Source organism: Paeniglutamicibacter psychrophenolicus (assembly GCF_030812255.1).
GTDB classification, from domain to species: domain Bacteria; phylum Actinomycetota; class Actinomycetes; order Actinomycetales; family Micrococcaceae; genus Paeniglutamicibacter; species Paeniglutamicibacter psychrophenolicus_A.
The window spans coordinates 103868-118445 of sequence record NZ_JAUSSH010000003.1; the positions used below are offsets into that span (position 1 = coordinate 103868).

General features: G+C 68.1%; 11 protein-coding genes. 7 read left to right on the forward strand and 4 right to left on the reverse strand.

The features are described from left to right. Window positions 1-82: 82 nt before the first annotated feature. From fabG to J2T21_RS06650, 4 genes are all read left to right on the forward strand, one after another. Window positions 83-802, forward strand: coding sequence for a 3-oxoacyl-ACP reductase FabG (gene fabG, locus J2T21_RS06635; protein ID WP_307579738.1), 720 nt, complete (start codon window positions 83-85; stop codon window positions 800-802). Window positions 803-1291: 489 nt separating this feature from the next. Next, window positions 1292-1756: a GatB/YqeY domain-containing protein gene (locus tag J2T21_RS06640; RefSeq protein WP_307579740.1), complete on the forward strand. Its 465-nt coding sequence runs from the start codon at window positions 1292-1294 to the stop codon at window positions 1754-1756. A gap of 141 nt (window positions 1757-1897) precedes the next feature. After that, window positions 1898-3910: a hypothetical protein gene (locus tag J2T21_RS06645; protein ID WP_307579742.1), complete on the forward strand. Its 2013-nt coding sequence runs from the start codon at window positions 1898-1900 to the stop codon at window positions 3908-3910. A gap of 191 nt (window positions 3911-4101) precedes the next feature. Next, window positions 4102-4848 carry an SDR family oxidoreductase gene (locus J2T21_RS06650; RefSeq protein WP_307579744.1) on the forward strand — a complete coding sequence of 249 codons (747 nt, stop codon included), beginning with the start codon at window positions 4102-4104 and terminating at the stop codon, window positions 4846-4848. Window positions 4849-4956: 108 nt separating this feature from the next. Here the strand turns inward: J2T21_RS06650 and J2T21_RS06655 are convergent, their stop codons facing one another. The 4 genes from J2T21_RS06655 to serB all read right to left on the reverse strand — a co-directional run bounded on the left by J2T21_RS06655 (window position 4957) and on the right by serB (window position 11766). Then, window positions 4957-5763 carry an isocitrate lyase/PEP mutase family protein gene (locus tag J2T21_RS06655; RefSeq protein WP_307579746.1) on the reverse strand — a complete coding sequence of 269 codons (807 nt, stop codon included), beginning with the start codon at window positions 5761-5763 and terminating at the stop codon, window positions 4957-4959. Window positions 5764-6170: 407 nt separating this feature from the next. Then, window positions 6171-8492 carry a hypothetical protein gene (locus J2T21_RS06660; protein WP_307579748.1) on the reverse strand — a complete coding sequence of 774 codons (2322 nt, stop codon included), beginning with the start codon at window positions 8490-8492 and terminating at the stop codon, window positions 6171-6173. Window positions 8493-8999: 507 nt separating this feature from the next. Further along, the gene (locus J2T21_RS06665; protein WP_307579750.1) at window positions 9000-10697 is read right to left on the reverse strand and encodes a VanW family protein; all 1698 of its coding nucleotides are present in this window, start codon (window positions 10695-10697) and stop codon (window positions 9000-9002) included. A gap of 163 nt (window positions 10698-10860) precedes the next feature. Next, window positions 10861-11766: a phosphoserine phosphatase SerB gene (gene serB / locus J2T21_RS06670; RefSeq protein ID WP_307579752.1), complete on the reverse strand. Its 906-nt coding sequence runs from the start codon at window positions 11764-11766 to the stop codon at window positions 10861-10863. Between the two features lie 129 nt (window positions 11767-11895). Here serB and J2T21_RS06675 point away from each other — a divergent pair, with 129 nt between their 5' ends. The 3 genes from J2T21_RS06675 (at window position 11896) to J2T21_RS06685 (ending at window position 14453) form a co-directional block, all read left to right on the forward strand. Next, window positions 11896-12681, forward strand: a complete 786-nt coding sequence (locus tag J2T21_RS06675; protein WP_071214960.1) for an ABC transporter ATP-binding protein — start codon at window positions 11896-11898, stop codon at window positions 12679-12681. A gap of 96 nt (window positions 12682-12777) precedes the next feature. Next, window positions 12778-13581, forward strand: coding sequence for a sulfite exporter TauE/SafE family protein (locus J2T21_RS06680; RefSeq protein WP_307579754.1), 804 nt, complete (start codon window positions 12778-12780; stop codon window positions 13579-13581). Continuing rightward, complete coding sequence (locus J2T21_RS06685; RefSeq protein WP_307579756.1) at window positions 13581-14453, forward strand: TrmH family RNA methyltransferase; 873 nt, start codon at window positions 13581-13583, stop codon at window positions 14451-14453. The genes J2T21_RS06680 and J2T21_RS06685 overlap by 1 nt, the downstream gene beginning before the upstream one ends. The last annotated feature ends 125 nt before the right edge of the window (window positions 14454-14578 follow it).

Genomic DNA, 14578 nt, shown 5'->3' on the forward strand with positions numbered 1-14578 from the left:
GCAGGAACACGTGGACCGCGCTCGGGCTAGGATTGGATCCGCAGCCCACCACCCACAACCCACATTTCCTTATGGAGGATCCATGTCCGAAACCCCCACCGGCCGCAGCGTTCTGGTCACCGGCGGCAACCGCGGTATCGGCCTGGCCATTGCCCGGGCCTTCGAAGCCAACGGCGACTTGGTCGCCATCACCTACCGCAGCGGCGAGGTCCCCGAGGGCCTGCTGGGCGTGAAGGCGGATGTGACCGACTCCGCGTCCGTCGACGCCGCGTTCACCGAGGTCGAGGCCGCGCACGGTCCGGTCCAGGTGCTGGTGGCCAACGCCGGGGTCACCCGCGACATGCTGCTGCTGCGCATGAACGAGGACGATTTCACCTCGGTCATCGACACCAACCTCACCGGTGCGTTCCGCGTCATCAAGCGTGCGTCCAAGGGCATGATCAAGATGCGCAAGGGCCGCGTGGTGTTGATTTCCTCGGTCGTGGGCCTCTACGGCTCCCCGGGGCAGATCAACTACGCAGCCTCCAAGGCCGGCCTGGTGGGCATGGCCCGCTCGCTGACCCGCGAGCTGGGCTCGCGCGGCATCACGGCGAACGTCGTGGCGCCCGGCTTCATCAACACGGACATGACCGCCGCGCTGCCCGAGGCCACGCAGAAGGGCTACCTGGCCTCGATCCCGGCGAACCGCTTCGCCGAGGCCGAGGAAGTGGCCAACGTGGTGCGTTGGGTGGCCAGCGACGAGGCCGCCTACATCTCCGGCGCCGTCATCCCGGTCGACGGCGGCCTGGGCATGGGCCACTGACACCGGGCGAAGCCGGCAGCCCCGCCATCGGGGGATAGCCAACAGCAGGGATCGACGGCCGTCACGGCATCCGTGGCGGCCGCATCTCCGTGCGCCCGGCAGCGCTGCGGACGTGCCATCCGGGCGAAGCCTCGATCCCGGTTGCCGCGTTCGGCTGCGGCCGCGGCATGTTCAAAACCATATGCAGTATTAAAATCTAGGTAAATTTTTGAGTTAGCCGGCTTTCCGGCCGCGTGCGCCATGCGCGAACCCCACCGCCAATGAAAGCCCGGACCGGCAGGTGTTTCCCGGCCACCGGGGAACCGGCGCGGGGGAGCCGGGACCTCGCCGTTCCGGCGGCCCGGTGCAAATGCCCGCGTTTTCCGCGGCGCGGTTCGCCGGATGGGACGTGCCCGCACCGCAACGAATAAACTGTTGGGGATACCGGCATCAAGACGGGTGCAGCCGCACCGCGTGCCTGCCGGGCCACGACGGGAAGAAGACGCCACCATGGAAACCCTCAAGGACCGCCTCCGCGCGGACATGACCGCACACCTCAAGGCCGGCAACAAGGTCGAGCTGACCACCGTGCGCAACCTGCTCGGCGAGATCAACACCCGGGAAAAGGGCGGCAAGACACCCATCGAACTCGACGATGCCGCCGTGATTTCCCTGCTCCAGAAGGAAGCCGCACGCCGCCACGAAACCGCCGTCACCTACACCAATGCCGGCCAGGGCGATCGTGCGGCCGCCGAGGAACAGGAAGCCGCCATCATCGAGGCGTACCTGCCCGCCGCGCTGAGCGAGGACGAAGCCAAGGCCATCGTCGCCGAGGCAGTGGCCACGCTGCGCGCCGAGGGCAACGAACTGGGCATGCGCCAGATGGGTTCGGTCATGAAGCTGGTCACCGAGAAGGTCGCCGGCCGCTTCGACGGCAAGGCCCTGAGCAACATGGTCCGCGCAGCACTGGCCTAGGCCCACCGGAGCGCGCTGCGGACAGCGGTTTCGGCGCGCCTGGCCGGTCGGAAGACGAAAACCGTTCCGCGTAGCCCGGTAGCCTTGATGAGCCGATGCGGCCACGCAACGGTAAACACTTCGACACGATGCGGGATCTGGATGACTGGCTGGGCCGGAACGAACTGGCAATTTTTCGACGACGAGGACACCCAGACCAGGATCGGAGTCACCTTCGGCTTCGGTTTGCTTGACGAAGAAGTCGCGGCCACCGGCTCGCTGGCGATGGCGCTGTCCGCATTGCGCACCGAGTTGGCACGGCCCGTGGAGCTGGGCGCAGGGCGCACCGGCTTTCCCGAGGTCATTGCCGAAGCCGGGACAGACACCTCGACACTGCTGATCCGTGGCGCCACCGATACGGTCGCCGCCGCCTGGCGGCGGCTGCCGGGGCTCTTCGACGGCTGGATCGTCACCGACCAGACATCCGCGATGCGCCCGGAGCACCCGGTGTGGCCGGCGGACCTGGTGCGGCGCACCGGCCGCAACGCGGCGGCATTGGCGGGGATCCAGGTGAGCGCATCCGATGCACGTGAACGTGCCCGCGTGCTGCTGCCCCGGCTCGACCCCAAGTCCGGACGGATTCGAGCGGTGTTCTTCACCACCGCGCAATCCCTGGTGGGTCTCGGGTTCCCGGTCCGCGAAACCGACTCGGGTGCGGAACCTTCCCGGATATGGGCCGACGGCACGGCCAAACACGTCGGCGGTTCGGACGCGGGGCCCCTGCCGGAGGGCCCGGGCGCACTGGTTCGGCGCGCCACGGGCAACGCCACCGGTTCGATGCCCGTCAGCGAGGACCCGGTCCTGCTCTCCACCCTGGTGCCACGCTCCGCGGCCGGGCTGGCCGCAGCGGAACTGCTGCGCGCCCAGCTGGCGGCAACGGCAGCCAACGCGGGGCAGGATCCCGCCGCGATCGGCATCGACATGCTGGGGATCGGCGCGGAGTTCTGTGTCTTCCTTGTTGCGGGGAATCCGCTCGGGGAAGCGGCCCGGCAGCGCGTGCTCATGGACTTCAGCCGAACCATGGCCTTGGTCCCGGACCCCTGGGTCGAGGACGCGGTGCGGGAGACACACCACGGGCTTTCCCCCCGGCTGGCTCGCGAACGCAGGGCGCTGGGCCTCGACGACGATCCGGGCACCGACACCGCCGGGGTGCGCCAGGTACTCACCCAGGCCACACAGTGCCTGCACCTGGCCCTGGATCCGGGGTCTCCCGGCCCGCTCGATGCCGGAAAACAGGGCAGGGACGGGAAATCCGGACGTGAACGCATTTTTCGTTCCCTGCCCGGCGGGGACGTGACCACCGACGGGTCCGCGACGCTGGCCATCGGCCAGGACACGATCGCCCTGGGCACCCGTTCGGCGGGGCACGGGGGAGGCCCCAGGCACGAGACGCGCCTTGCGACCAAGGAGGTCCTTGCGGTCCTGGAGGATCCGGCCGGCACCCTGGCTGTCATCGACGAGGACCAGCGGGTGCTCACCTTCCACCCCCAGCTGTTCAAGCGCCACAAGGCGCTCCAACGGCACCTCGAGCCCGTGCTGGCCGGCCTTCCGCGCCTGCTGATCAACAACGGCGCCGACCCGGCGGCGATGCGGCAGCGCCGCGGGCGTGCCAAGCGGTGGCCGGCCTGGCTGCTGGCCGGCTCCGCGGCGCTCGTTGCCTGCCTGGCCGTGATGATCGCGGTGTCCACCATCGATGACCCGCAGGTCACCGGGCGGATCACCATTGGCGAGACGGCCCAGCTGGGCAACGGAACCACGATCACCGCCACGGGCTTCGAACGCCGGCCGACGGCAGCGGACGATGTGGAGTCCCAGGTGGCAGTCCAGGTGCGCTTCTGCGCCGGGTCCGACACCAAGGTCACAGAATTTCCACCGGAAACGCAGCGCAGCGTAGCGCCCGCGGACTTTGCGATGCTCAACCAGGAATACGCGTACGCGCGGCTCGTCGACAGCGACTCGCAGCTGCGCCGGGACACCCTGGCCCAGGGCCAATGCGCCGTCGGGGACCTGGTGTTCAAGGGCGTCGACCTTTCCGTTCCGCGCCTGGCCTACAAGAACGCGTTCGGCGACGACGTGGTTTGGTACAGCCCCGGGCAGGTGCCGCCGGAGCAGTAGGCGGCAGCCGGCCTGCACCGGTGCAGGCCGCCCTGGACTAGACTTGCTTGGAGGATTCCTACAAGCCTTCTCCCCATGGGGTGCTGGCAGGATTGGAACCAGCGTCCGGGTATTTGTACGGACCCCCCAAGTTCCCCCAGCAACGGTGCGGGAACCAGTAATTTTCAAGCAGTGATGCACAAGGAGTGTAAATGACCGATCTCACGGGCAAGTCCGCGATCGTCACCGGGTCGTCCCGGGGCATTGGCGCCGAAGTAGCCAAGATCCTCGCCGCACAGGGTGCCGGCGTGGTCATCAACTACCGCCAGAAGGCGCCGCGCGCCAACAAGATCGTTGCCGGCATCACCGAGGCCGGCGGCCGCGCGGTGGCCGTGGGCGCCGACCTGACCGGACCCGAGGGCCCGGCGGCACTGGTCGATGCGGCCATCGAGAACTTCGGCTCGCTCGACGTGCTGGTGCTCAACGCCTCCGGCGGCATGGAAGCGGGCCTCGGCGAGGACTACGCGCTGCGTCTGAACCGCGACGCCCAGGTCGCCATGCTCGAGGCCGCCACCGCGAAGATGGCCCCGGGCTCCCGCGTCGTGTTCGTCACCAGCCACCAGGCACACTTCATCGACCAGGTCGAAACCATGGACGCCTATGAGCCGGTGGCCCGCTCCAAGCGCGCCGGCGAGCTCGCGTTGCGCGAGTTCATCCCGGCACTAGAGGCCAAGGGCATCACCTTCGTGGTGGTCTCCGGCGACATGATCGAGGGCACCATCACCGCGACGCTGCTGGACCGTGCCGAGCCCGGCGCGATCGAGGCCCGCCGTGCCGCCGCCGGCAAGCTGTACTCCGTGGTGGAGTTCGGCGGCGAGGTCGCCGCGATGGTCACCGCCGATGTCCCGACCGGCCACACCGAGTACGTCGGCGGGGCCGGCGACTTCCTCAAGAAGTAGCCCCGCGGGTCCCTCCCGCACGGCCCGCGGCCGGCAACCCAAGGATCCCCGCTTCCGATCACGGAGGCGGGGATCCTTGCGCGTGTGCGCCTTCGGACCGGGACCGGTTCAGCTGCCGAGCAGGCCATCGACGTTGGGAAGGTCCTCGAACCGGGTGAAGGTGCCCTGCCCGGCGATCTCCCGCGCGGCCCCCAGGAACCCGGCCCAGGCGGTGCGCGCCAGCGTGCCGCCCACGCTGATCCGGCGCACCCCGAGTTCCGCCGCTTGTGCGACGGTGGTGAAGGGGGCGTTGACCAGCAGGTTCACCGGCTTGGGCGCCACGGCGGCAACGATGGCCGAGACATGCGCGACGGATTCGATCCGCGGGGCGTAGAGGCAATCGGCACCGGCCTGCGCAAAGGCACGCAGGCGGCGGATCGTCTCGTCGATGTCGGGGCGGCCATGGACGAAGCCCTCGGAGCGCCCGGTGAGCAAGACCCCCGTTCCGCTGCGGTCGATGGCTTCGCGTGCGGCCCGGATGCGCGCCACGGCCAGCTCAAAATCGAAAAGCGGCTCCTCCGGATCGCCCGAGGCATCTTCGATGGACAGGCCCGCGACCCCCGTGGACACGGCCCTGGCGACGTTTGCCCCCACCTCGTCGGGATCGACCGCGTAGCCGCCCTCGAAGTCGGCGTTCACCGGAACGCGCACGGAATCCACGACGGTGCGCAGATGGGCGAGCACCTGGTCGATGTTGCCCGAGCGGTCGGGGTGGCCGGTTGTCCAGGCGAACCCCGAGCTGGTCGTCGCCAGCGCCTTGAAGCCCAGCTGTTCCAGGGCGCGGGCGCTGCCGGCATCCCACGGGTTGGGCATCACGAAGCACCCGCTGGAGTGCAAGCGGTGGAACGCGGCGACACGGTCATCGGACCTGGACATTGCTCACCTCGGTTGTGGTTCGGTTCCCAGACTCTACGCGCGGGGCACGGCCCCGACAAGGTTGCCGCCAACCGGCTCCCTCCGGCTGCGGCAAGTGGATGCGCCGCAGCGGCAGGAAGGCTTGCCGCCGCGCCGGAGCAAAGTGGCCAGTGGGCCGAGCAGTCTCGGCGGGACAGGGATCGCTTTCGGAGCGGGGGCAGGAGCCAGCGTCCGTTCCATGCGGTTTGCCCGCTTGCCAGCGGGCGACGTTGCCGCGGGCCGCTGCGGCGGGACGCACGACGGTGCCGCTCCCGCGGGTTGCGATGAGGATGTTGTTGACGTTCGGCGCCCGGAGTGCCCACGGGCCCGACCGCCATCCTTGGGCAAGCGCCGTTTGTGCATGCCGCGGGTCGGCCCGGCGCCGCCGGTTAGATCGTGCCGTGGTCTTCGGCCCGGGAGATGTCGGCAAGGACAAATACCCAATCGAGGTTCTTCTGGTCCGCGCTCGACATCGGACCCGCCAGTGCCTCCATGCCGGAAGATCCGGTTCCGTTCAAGAGCCGTTCCGCGAGCCCTGCCTCGGCCAGCAGCGTGGATTTCTTCCTGGTCGATTCGGTGGCTTCGAGTATCGCGAGGCCCTCCCTGGCGGTGGCCAACGCAGCGCGGGCAGGTTGTTCACTTTTCAGGCCAAGCCGTAGGGCGACCGCTGCCTGGTATAGCTGGACCAAGGCAAGATTGTGCGCCCCGATTGGTGCTTCGTCGGTATCTCCGATATTGATTTTGCCCTGATACCCGTGCGCGATGATTTTCCCGGCCTCGTTCAGCGTGTCCAACGCCGCGTTCCAATCGTCCATCCCCGGTTGCCCGGCACCCGCAATGGCTTCAAGCAGCGGGGCGACTGCCAAGTCACGCAGGCAGCGCCCTTTGTTGATCGTTGAGCCCAGCAGCCTGCGTAACGGCAACCCGGGCAGCTCGACCGCCCGCTGGTGGCACTCTATGGCTGCTTCGCGGTTCCCCTCCCATTCGTGGAGCAATGCCCAATGGTTTTCGCGCTGGCGCGCCAGTTCTGGGGTACCCACCCGGTCGTGGCTGGAATAGATCAAGTCAAGGCGTTCCAGGTCCGCCCGTACGATTTCCGGCCCCCACCCCGGGTCATTGCGCCCGGCGCTGAGCAGCACCCAGGCGCGCACCCGCAAGTAATCCTCGGTGAGCTCGGTATCCGCGACCGCGATGTCTTGCAGCAACTCCAATTCGGCGTATGCCTCTTCGTAGCAACCGATGCGTTCAAGCAATGTGGAACGTTGCAAGACGCCGCGGCGTCCGGTGAATGATGCGATCCAGCGGGCAATTCGGATGGCCAATGGCCCGTGGCCCGCAATCGATAGCGGTTCTTGAATGGCGCTGAGGCTGCGAATATCGAGCATTGCCAGCAGCCTGCGTTCATCGCCGGGACACTCAAATTCCTTGGAAATCAGTTGCGCAAGCACCTGGATCCCGCGGTAGTGTTCCTGCGTGGCGGCCAAGTGCACATAGCTATTGAGCAGCCTGGCAAAATCCGTCGAGTCCCAGTCGCTCTGCTGCGTGCGCAACAGCGTGGCGAATACGGCCGCAACGTCGTTTTCCAGGTCTGCCGGAAGGTGCGCATGTGCCGGATGCCTGATCTCAAGGGCCATCGCGGTCTCATGGTGAAGCCGAAGTGGGTTGCCGCCGGGAAAGCCCGTGGCGGTGCGCAACACTCCCGGAATCAAATCAGCTGCAAATAGCCGGTAGTCATGGATGAAACGCATCATCCAGGTGTTGCCCCGTACGGCATCCGAGACACCAACGGCCTGTCCTGCGTCCTGGTCGAATCGCGCCGCAGCAAGCCGGTGGGCAATCCCGGCACTGTTGAACGCCCCCGAATCATCGACCGCCCGCCGCCACGCACCTGAGGAGCTGTAGCTGGAGTGCTGTATGGCAGTGCCGAAGGCCCACGCAGCCGAACTGCCCGCAATCTCGGTGAGCATCTGCATCGGGTCGGGACCGATGGTGCCTGTTGCCTCGGCGGTGTTGTTCGCCTCGACGATCCTCGGCCGGTCGGGTTCAGCTCGGAGAAGCGTCCAGAATTCGGACGCATGTGCCTGCTCGTCATGATGGATGCGTAGCTCGACAGCGACCGGTACGCCACGGAGGCACTCAATGATCCCGGCCATGCCAAGGGATTCGGGGGCAAAGGCGTTCCACACCACGACTCGCTTGATCAATCCGTGTTTGGCGGCGGTTCGCAAGCGTCGATTGATTCGTGAAAGTGCCCTGGCTTCGCCGTCGATCCAGCGCATCACCATGTTTCTCGCCCACCCGCCGTCGGTGGAAAGCAGCCTGGGTGCGAAGCCAACGGCAGCGCCACCGACCAGGAACGTGGCGATGAGTAGCCAGCCGTGCCAGCCGTTGGATACCAGGCGATTGGTGATTGCGGTGCCGACCAGCTGATTGAAGAGGTCGATGAGGGCCAGCCCCAGCAACGTTGCCCCGCCAATTGCCAGGCCCACCCCGAGGCTGGTGCCACGAACCAGCCAGTAGCCGCGACCGCGCCCGCCGGAGGCCGAGCGCACGGCACTTTCCAGCGTGCGCGCCGTGACCCCTGGACGCAGGAGAATCTCCAGGGTTCCGTGCCTGTTCCGGAAACCCGAGTGGCGCAACGCGTCCTGTTCGATGTAAAGCAGCTGATGCAAGCCCGTGTGGGCGGACCACTGCTTCCCAACCCCAATCATGCCCCAATGGTATTTCAGCAATGACGAATCGGAAGGGGCTGCAGAATCCCGTGGCAGACATCCTTGGCCATGGCCCGCCTGTTGCACCACGGAGCGTGGCCATGGGCCCGGAACGCAGCATCCACCCTGCGGCGCCACCGGTGGCGGTGCTGCGTGTTCACCAACGTGATTGGGGGATCCGTGTCCCGGCCAGGCTTGATGCCGGTGGCGCGGGTGGCGGAGTGGTCCTCGAGATCGTTGCCCACCCCGGGGCCCACAGCAATGTGGGGTGTTGGCACCGGCCATCGAGCAGAAGCCCGCGGTGCCCACCTCTCGAGTGGCGCCATGCGATCCGGCGTACGCCGTCGATCGGGCCGACACCTCGGCCCGGTCGACGGGCGGGCCCTGGAGGTGGCCGGGGTCCGGGCCCCCATGCGGCGGGCCGGGCCCCGGCGCAGCAACCACGAAGCGCTCCCTCTCCGTGACCGGGGAGGGAGCGCTTCGTGGTGCTGACAAGGCGCGGTGCCGCTACGGCTTCTTGCCACAGACGACCTTGTTCCATGGCTGGTAGGTCCAGGACTTGGTCTCCGCCGGAAGCGTCTTCTCGGCCGAGGTCCGTGAACGCGTGACGTTGATGGAGAAGCCCTTCTTGCCGCCGTTCTCGGGCTTGCAGTTCTCGGCCGGGTTGTAGGTGGTGCGCGGGTTGGTAATGTTGTACTTCGCGCTCGAGGTCGACTTCACGGTCCAGTAGTCGGTGGACCAGAGGCGCGTGTGCACCCGGCCTCCGCCGACCCAGGCCTCGATCATGACGGCGTAGGGGGTGTTGTTCTTCCACGCCATGTCGACCTGGCCCTCCCAGAGGGTGGCCTCGCGGCCGGCCGGGTAGCGTTCGAACCAGCGGCTGTGCGGCTTGTGGGTGATGTCGTCGTAGCCGGCCAGGAACCCGGCGTTGTACATCTGGGTGGAGATCTGCGAGAGCCCGCCGCCCACGGCCTCGGTGGCAAAGCCGTTGACCACCACGCCGGAGCCGTAGTACCCGTTGGCGGTGGTGATCGGGCCCAGGGCCTTCTCCAGCGAGAAGGTCTCCCCTGGCATCACCAGCACACCGTTGAGGCGCTTGGAGCCGGCGTAGAGGTTCTTGGTGCGCACGGTGTCGGAGGCCGGGTACGGGGTGGAGAAGTTCACGATGGCCTCCTTCACGCCCAGCTTCTTCGCCGCCTCGGTGGTCAGCTTCGGAACCGTGGTGGCCAGCTTGACCTTGGCGGTGCGGTCCTTGTCCAGGGAGGCGGCCAGCACCAGCTTGTCCAGGCCCTTCTCGTCGATGGACTTGCCGTTTGCCGAGGGGATGACGGTGGGCTTGCCGCCGGAGAGCACGATCCGTGCGTCCTTGGCGGAGGACTTGAACCCGTCGGAACCCCCGCTGGCGGCTTCGGCCAGCTTCTTCGGATCCAGGGACATGGTCACCGCGTCGTCGGCGATCTTGAAGGATGCGGCGGCGGCCAGCTGCGCCGGGGACAGCGAGGCGCTGGATTTCCCGTCGGTGAGCTTGATCGGGCCGTCGACCAGCGGCTTGGCGGTCTCCTCGAGCGCCTTTTCAAGGGTCTCCTGGGAGGTCTTGGGTGCGGTGAGCGTGGCCGGAAGCGCGATGGGGTCCGCGGCGTCGAACCAACCGTTGGCAAGCACCGATTCCGACTCGTCGAGGTCCAGCTCCACGCCGGTGACGGGCTTGGTCAGCACGGGCTTGGCGCCGTCGAAGGCCAGCTTGCCCTCGGTGGTCTTGGCCGCGAACTTCGGTGCCAGCGCCTCCACGGCGCCGCGAAGCTTGGCGTCGTCGACGTCCAGGACCGGCTCGATGTGCAGCTGGCCGGTGACGCGCTTGATGAGGTTGGCCGGGTTCAGGTCGAAGCCGGTGAGCCCGTCGAGGGTCCGGTCGATGTCCAGGCCCAGGCCGGCGGTGGCCGGATCGAGGGTTTCTTCCTTCCCGTTGACCGCCACGGTGATCTTCTTGGCGGCCTCGGGGGAGAGCTTGTGCTCGAGCACCTGGCGTGCGGCCTCCGCCGAGAGCGAGCCGACGTTGACCCCGTGCACCGTGGTGTTGGCGGGGATCTGCGATCCTACAAAGGCGGCGGCGCCGGCGTAGAGGCCTGCGGCCAGTGCGACGGACGCGCCGGCTATGAGCCAGCCGCGGCGCGACTTGCGTTCCGGGCCGCGCTGTCTGCGACCCAATTCTTCACTAAGCAAAACGACTGGTTTCTCTTCCATCGGGGGCACGCCGGCGTACCGTGACTTGGGCGGCGACGCACAGCACCGTGGCCGTGCCGCCCTTTGCATCCTACCGGGGGGCTCCAAACGACGGAGTAATTAACCGGTCATTAGTAGCAAATCGTTATCAGATCCCTACCAAGTTGGCGATGATGTCCAGCCGCGGCAGGTCGATGCGGGCATCGGCGGCATCGCGCAGCAAAGGCTTGGCGTTGAACGCCACGCCCAGCCCCGCAGCCCCGACCATGTCCAGGTCGTTGGCACCGTCGCCGGCGGCGATGGTGTGTTCCATCGAGATGCCCAGCTCCTTGGCCCAGGTGCGCAGCATCACTTCCTTGAAGGCGCGGTCCACGACGGTGCCGTCCACGGTCCCGGTCAGCTTGCCCTCGGCGATGACCAGGTCGTTGGCCCGGGCGAAGTCCAGGCCGAGCTCGGCGGCCAGCGGATCAAGGATCTGGGCGAAGCCCCCGGAAACCACCGCGACGTGGTGCCCCGCGGCCTTGAAGGCCGCGATCAGCTCGGCGGCCCCGTCGGAAAGCTCCAGGCGCGCACGCACCGCGTCGATCACCGCCGCGTCAAGCCCGGCCAGCGTCGCCACGCGGGCGTGCAGCGAGGCGGCGAAGTCCAGCTCCCCGCGCATCGCGGACTCGGTGACCGCCGTGACCTCGGCCTCTCGGCCCGCGTGGGCAGCGAGCAGCTCGATGACTTCCTGCTTGATCAGGGTCGAGTCCACGTCCATCACCAGCAGCAGCTTCTTGGCGCGCACCAGTTCGGCCGGGACCACGGCGATCGCGGTGCCGCGCACCGCGGGATCCTCGGAGCGGGCCAGCTGGGCGTCCAGCGGGTTCACCAAGGCGCGGAGCTGGCGCACCGTGCCGGCAACCTCCCAGCGTGCCCCGCTGCGCCCGGTACCGGTGAACCCCGCCTCCTCGATGACCTCGTGGCCGGCCGCGGCCAGGGTGCGACGCAGCCCGACGGGTTCGGGGCAGGAGGCTGCAGCGGAATAAAAGACGATGAAGGCGGTGGATTGCATTCCTGTATTCTCCCGTGGCGTGGCACGTTGGCCCAAAACGGGGTGCGCTTTGTTGCGCGGAACACCGCGCCAGCCGTCCGGCCGGGTCCGGTTGGGCCAAAACCGGGTCACTGGCCTAGTGTTTTACCCATGAATGAAGTGCTGGGCCTGGCCGACGTCTCCGTGGTACGCGGACGCAAAGACTTACTGACCGATATCAACTGGCAGGTAAAGGAGGGCGAGCGTTGGGTGGTGCTGGGGCCCAACGGCGCCGGAAAAACCACGCTGCTGCAGATCGCCGGTGCCCGCATGCACCCCACCCGCGGTGTCGCGGGCGTGCTGGGCGAGGTGCTCGGGGCCGTCGACGTCTTTGAGCTGCGCCCGCGCATCGGCCTGTCCTCCGCGGCCCTGGCCAGCCACATCCCCGAGGGCGAGAACGTGCTCAACGTCGTGCTGACCGCCTCCTACGGGATGACCGGGCGCTGGCGCGAGGCCTACGAGAAGATGGACGAGCGCCGTGCGTTCGCCCTGCTCCACGACTGGGGCATGTCCACCATGATCAACCGCCCCTTCGCAACCCTGTCCGAAGGGGAGCGCAAGCGCGTGCAGATCGCCAGGGCGCTGATGACCGACCCGGAACTGCTGCTGCTCGACGAGCCCGGAGCCGGACTCGACCTGGCCGGCCGCGAGGACCTGGTGGCCCGGCTGAGCGAGCTGGCCGCCGACGAGGAGGCCCCGGCGATGGTGCTGGTCACCCACCACCTCGAGGAGGTCCCGCCGGGTTTCACCCACGTGCTGCTGCTGCGCGAGGGCCGCGTGGTCGCCGCCGGCCCCCTCGAGACGACGTTGACCGAGGAGAACCTCTCGGAGACCTTCAACACGCCCCTGAGCCTGCGGGCCGAGGGCGGGCGCTACAGCGCCGTCGCCAAGCGCTAGCCCCGGCAGCCTTTTTGAGGTGTGCCGCATCCCGCTTCCGGGGTGCGGCACACCTGTTACGACGCACTTTCAACTATTTCAGGAGCTGTATCCGGCGTGGACTTGTGGCGCGACATCATCATCTTCTTCGCGGGCCTCTGGGCCGGGACCATCAACACCATCGTCGGATCCGGAACCCTGGTCACCTTCCCGGTGCTGGTGGCCCTGGGGTTCGCTCCGGTCAACGCGGTGGTCTCCAACGCCATGGGCCTGGTCGCCGGAGGGTTCTCCGGGGCCTGGGGCTACCGGCGGGAGGCAGCCAGCGTCTGGCGCACGATGCTCAAGCTGGTCCCGGTCTCGCTGGTCGGCGGGCTGATCGGCGCCTGGCTGCTGCTGCACCTGCCCGACACCGTGTTCGGCTACGTCGCCCCGGTGCTGATCGTGCTGGCGCTGCTGCTGGTGATCTTCCAGCCGCGGCTCTCGGCCTGGGCGAAGTCGCGGCAGGCCGCCAGCGTCGGGGTCAACCCGGACGAGGCGGACAAGTCCCACGTGAGCATCCTGCTCTACGTGCTGGTGTTTCTCATCGGCATCTACGGCGGGTACTTCACCGCTGCCCAGGGCATCTTGCTGATGGCCGTGTTCGGGATTTTCCTGCACGCCTCGCTGCAGCAGTCAAACGCCATCAAGGTGGTGCTGTCCCTGGTGGTGAACCTGGTCGCGGCGATCTCCTACCTGGTCTTCGCGCCCGAACGCATCCACTGGCCGGTGGTTCTGCTGATCGCCGTGGGCTCGCTCATCGGCGGGTTCATCGGGGCGAAGGTCGGGCGCAGGCTCTCCCCGGGCTGGCTGCGCGCGGTCATCGTGGTCTTGGGCCTGGTGGCCCTGGCCAACATGGTCGCCAAGCTCTTCACGGGTTCCTGATGCCCCCGGTTTTCGACTTCGAGGCGGCCGTCCGAGCGGCGGCGGGCCCCGGCCTGGGGGAGCGGCTGGTGTTCCTGCACACGGCGCAGGACCCGCGGATCGCCGACTACGCGGCGCTCTCCGACGCGGCCCTGCGCCGGCAGGCGGACCCGGCCAATGGTCGCTACATCGCCGAGGGCGCCAAGGTCATCGGCCGCGCCCTGGCCGCCGGACACCGCCCGCGCTCCTTCTTCATGGCGCCCAAGCGGCTGGCCGGGCTCGCCGAGGTGCTCGAGGCGCACCCGGGGGTGCCCGTCTTCGTCGGACCCGACGAGGTGCTCGAGGCGGTCACCGGGTTCCACCTGCACCGCGGGGCCCTGGCGGCGATGCATCGGCCCGCACCGCTGGAGCTTGCCGAGGTCCTGCGCACGGCAAGCCGGGTCGCGGTGCTCGAGGACATGGTCGACCACGCCAACCTCGGCTTGATATTCCGCTCCGCCGCAGCCCTGGGCATCGATGCGGTGCTGCTGACCCCGCGCAGCGCCGACCCGCTCTACCGCCGGGCCGTGCGCGTGTCCATGGGCGCGGTGTTCCAGGTCCCGTGGGTGCGCCTGGAATCATGGCCCGGGGACCTGCCGGCGCTTTCCGCGGCCGGATTCCAGGTGGCGGCGATGGAGCTGACCGACCGCGCCGAGCGCATCGACGCGGTGGCCGCGCTGGATGTCCCCAGACTGGCACTGGTGCTGGGCACCGAGGGCGCCGGGGTGTCCGACACGGTGCTGGAGGCCGTCGACCGGCACGTGATGATCCCGATGCGACCGGGCATGGATTCGCTCAACGTGGCTGCCGCCGCTGCGGTCGTCTTCTGGGAACTGCGCCTCCGCACCCCCTGAGCGAAGGTTCGATGGTGCGGCAACCGTCCTGCGACCTGCGCGCGAATTGCGAAATCCTTGGGTTGTTCGGCTAGAATGGAACGTCGGCTTCGTGATCCCGCAAGCCGGTTTTGCACATTTGGTCG

Bases quoted from the DNA above. Each gene is read 5' to 3' on its own strand.
- fabG (WP_307579738.1), top strand. From the start codon at position 83: ATGTCCGAAACCCCCACCGGCCGCAGCGTTCTGGTCACCGGCGGCAAC.
- J2T21_RS06640 (WP_307579740.1), top strand. From the start codon at position 1,292: ATGGAAACCCTCAAGGACCGCCTCCGCGCGGACATGACCGCACACCTC.
- J2T21_RS06645 (WP_307579742.1), top strand. From the start codon at position 1,898: ATGACTGGCTGGGCCGGAACGAACTGGCAATTTTTCGACGACGAGGAC.
- J2T21_RS06650 (WP_307579744.1), top strand. From the start codon at position 4,102: ATGACCGATCTCACGGGCAAGTCCGCGATCGTCACCGGGTCGTCCCGG.
- J2T21_RS06655 (WP_307579746.1), bottom strand. From the start codon at position 5,763: ATGTCCAGGTCCGATGACCGTGTCGCCGCGTTCCACCGCTTGCACTCC.
- J2T21_RS06660 (WP_307579748.1), bottom strand. From the start codon at position 8,492: ATGATTGGGGTTGGGAAGCAGTGGTCCGCCCACACGGGCTTGCATCAG.
- serB (WP_307579752.1), bottom strand. From the start codon at position 11,766: ATGCAATCCACCGCCTTCATCGTCTTTTATTCCGCTGCAGCCTCCTGC.
- J2T21_RS06675 (WP_071214960.1), top strand. From the start codon at position 11,896: ATGAATGAAGTGCTGGGCCTGGCCGACGTCTCCGTGGTACGCGGACGC.
- J2T21_RS06685 (WP_307579756.1), top strand. From the start codon at position 13,581: ATGCCCCCGGTTTTCGACTTCGAGGCGGCCGTCCGAGCGGCGGCGGGC.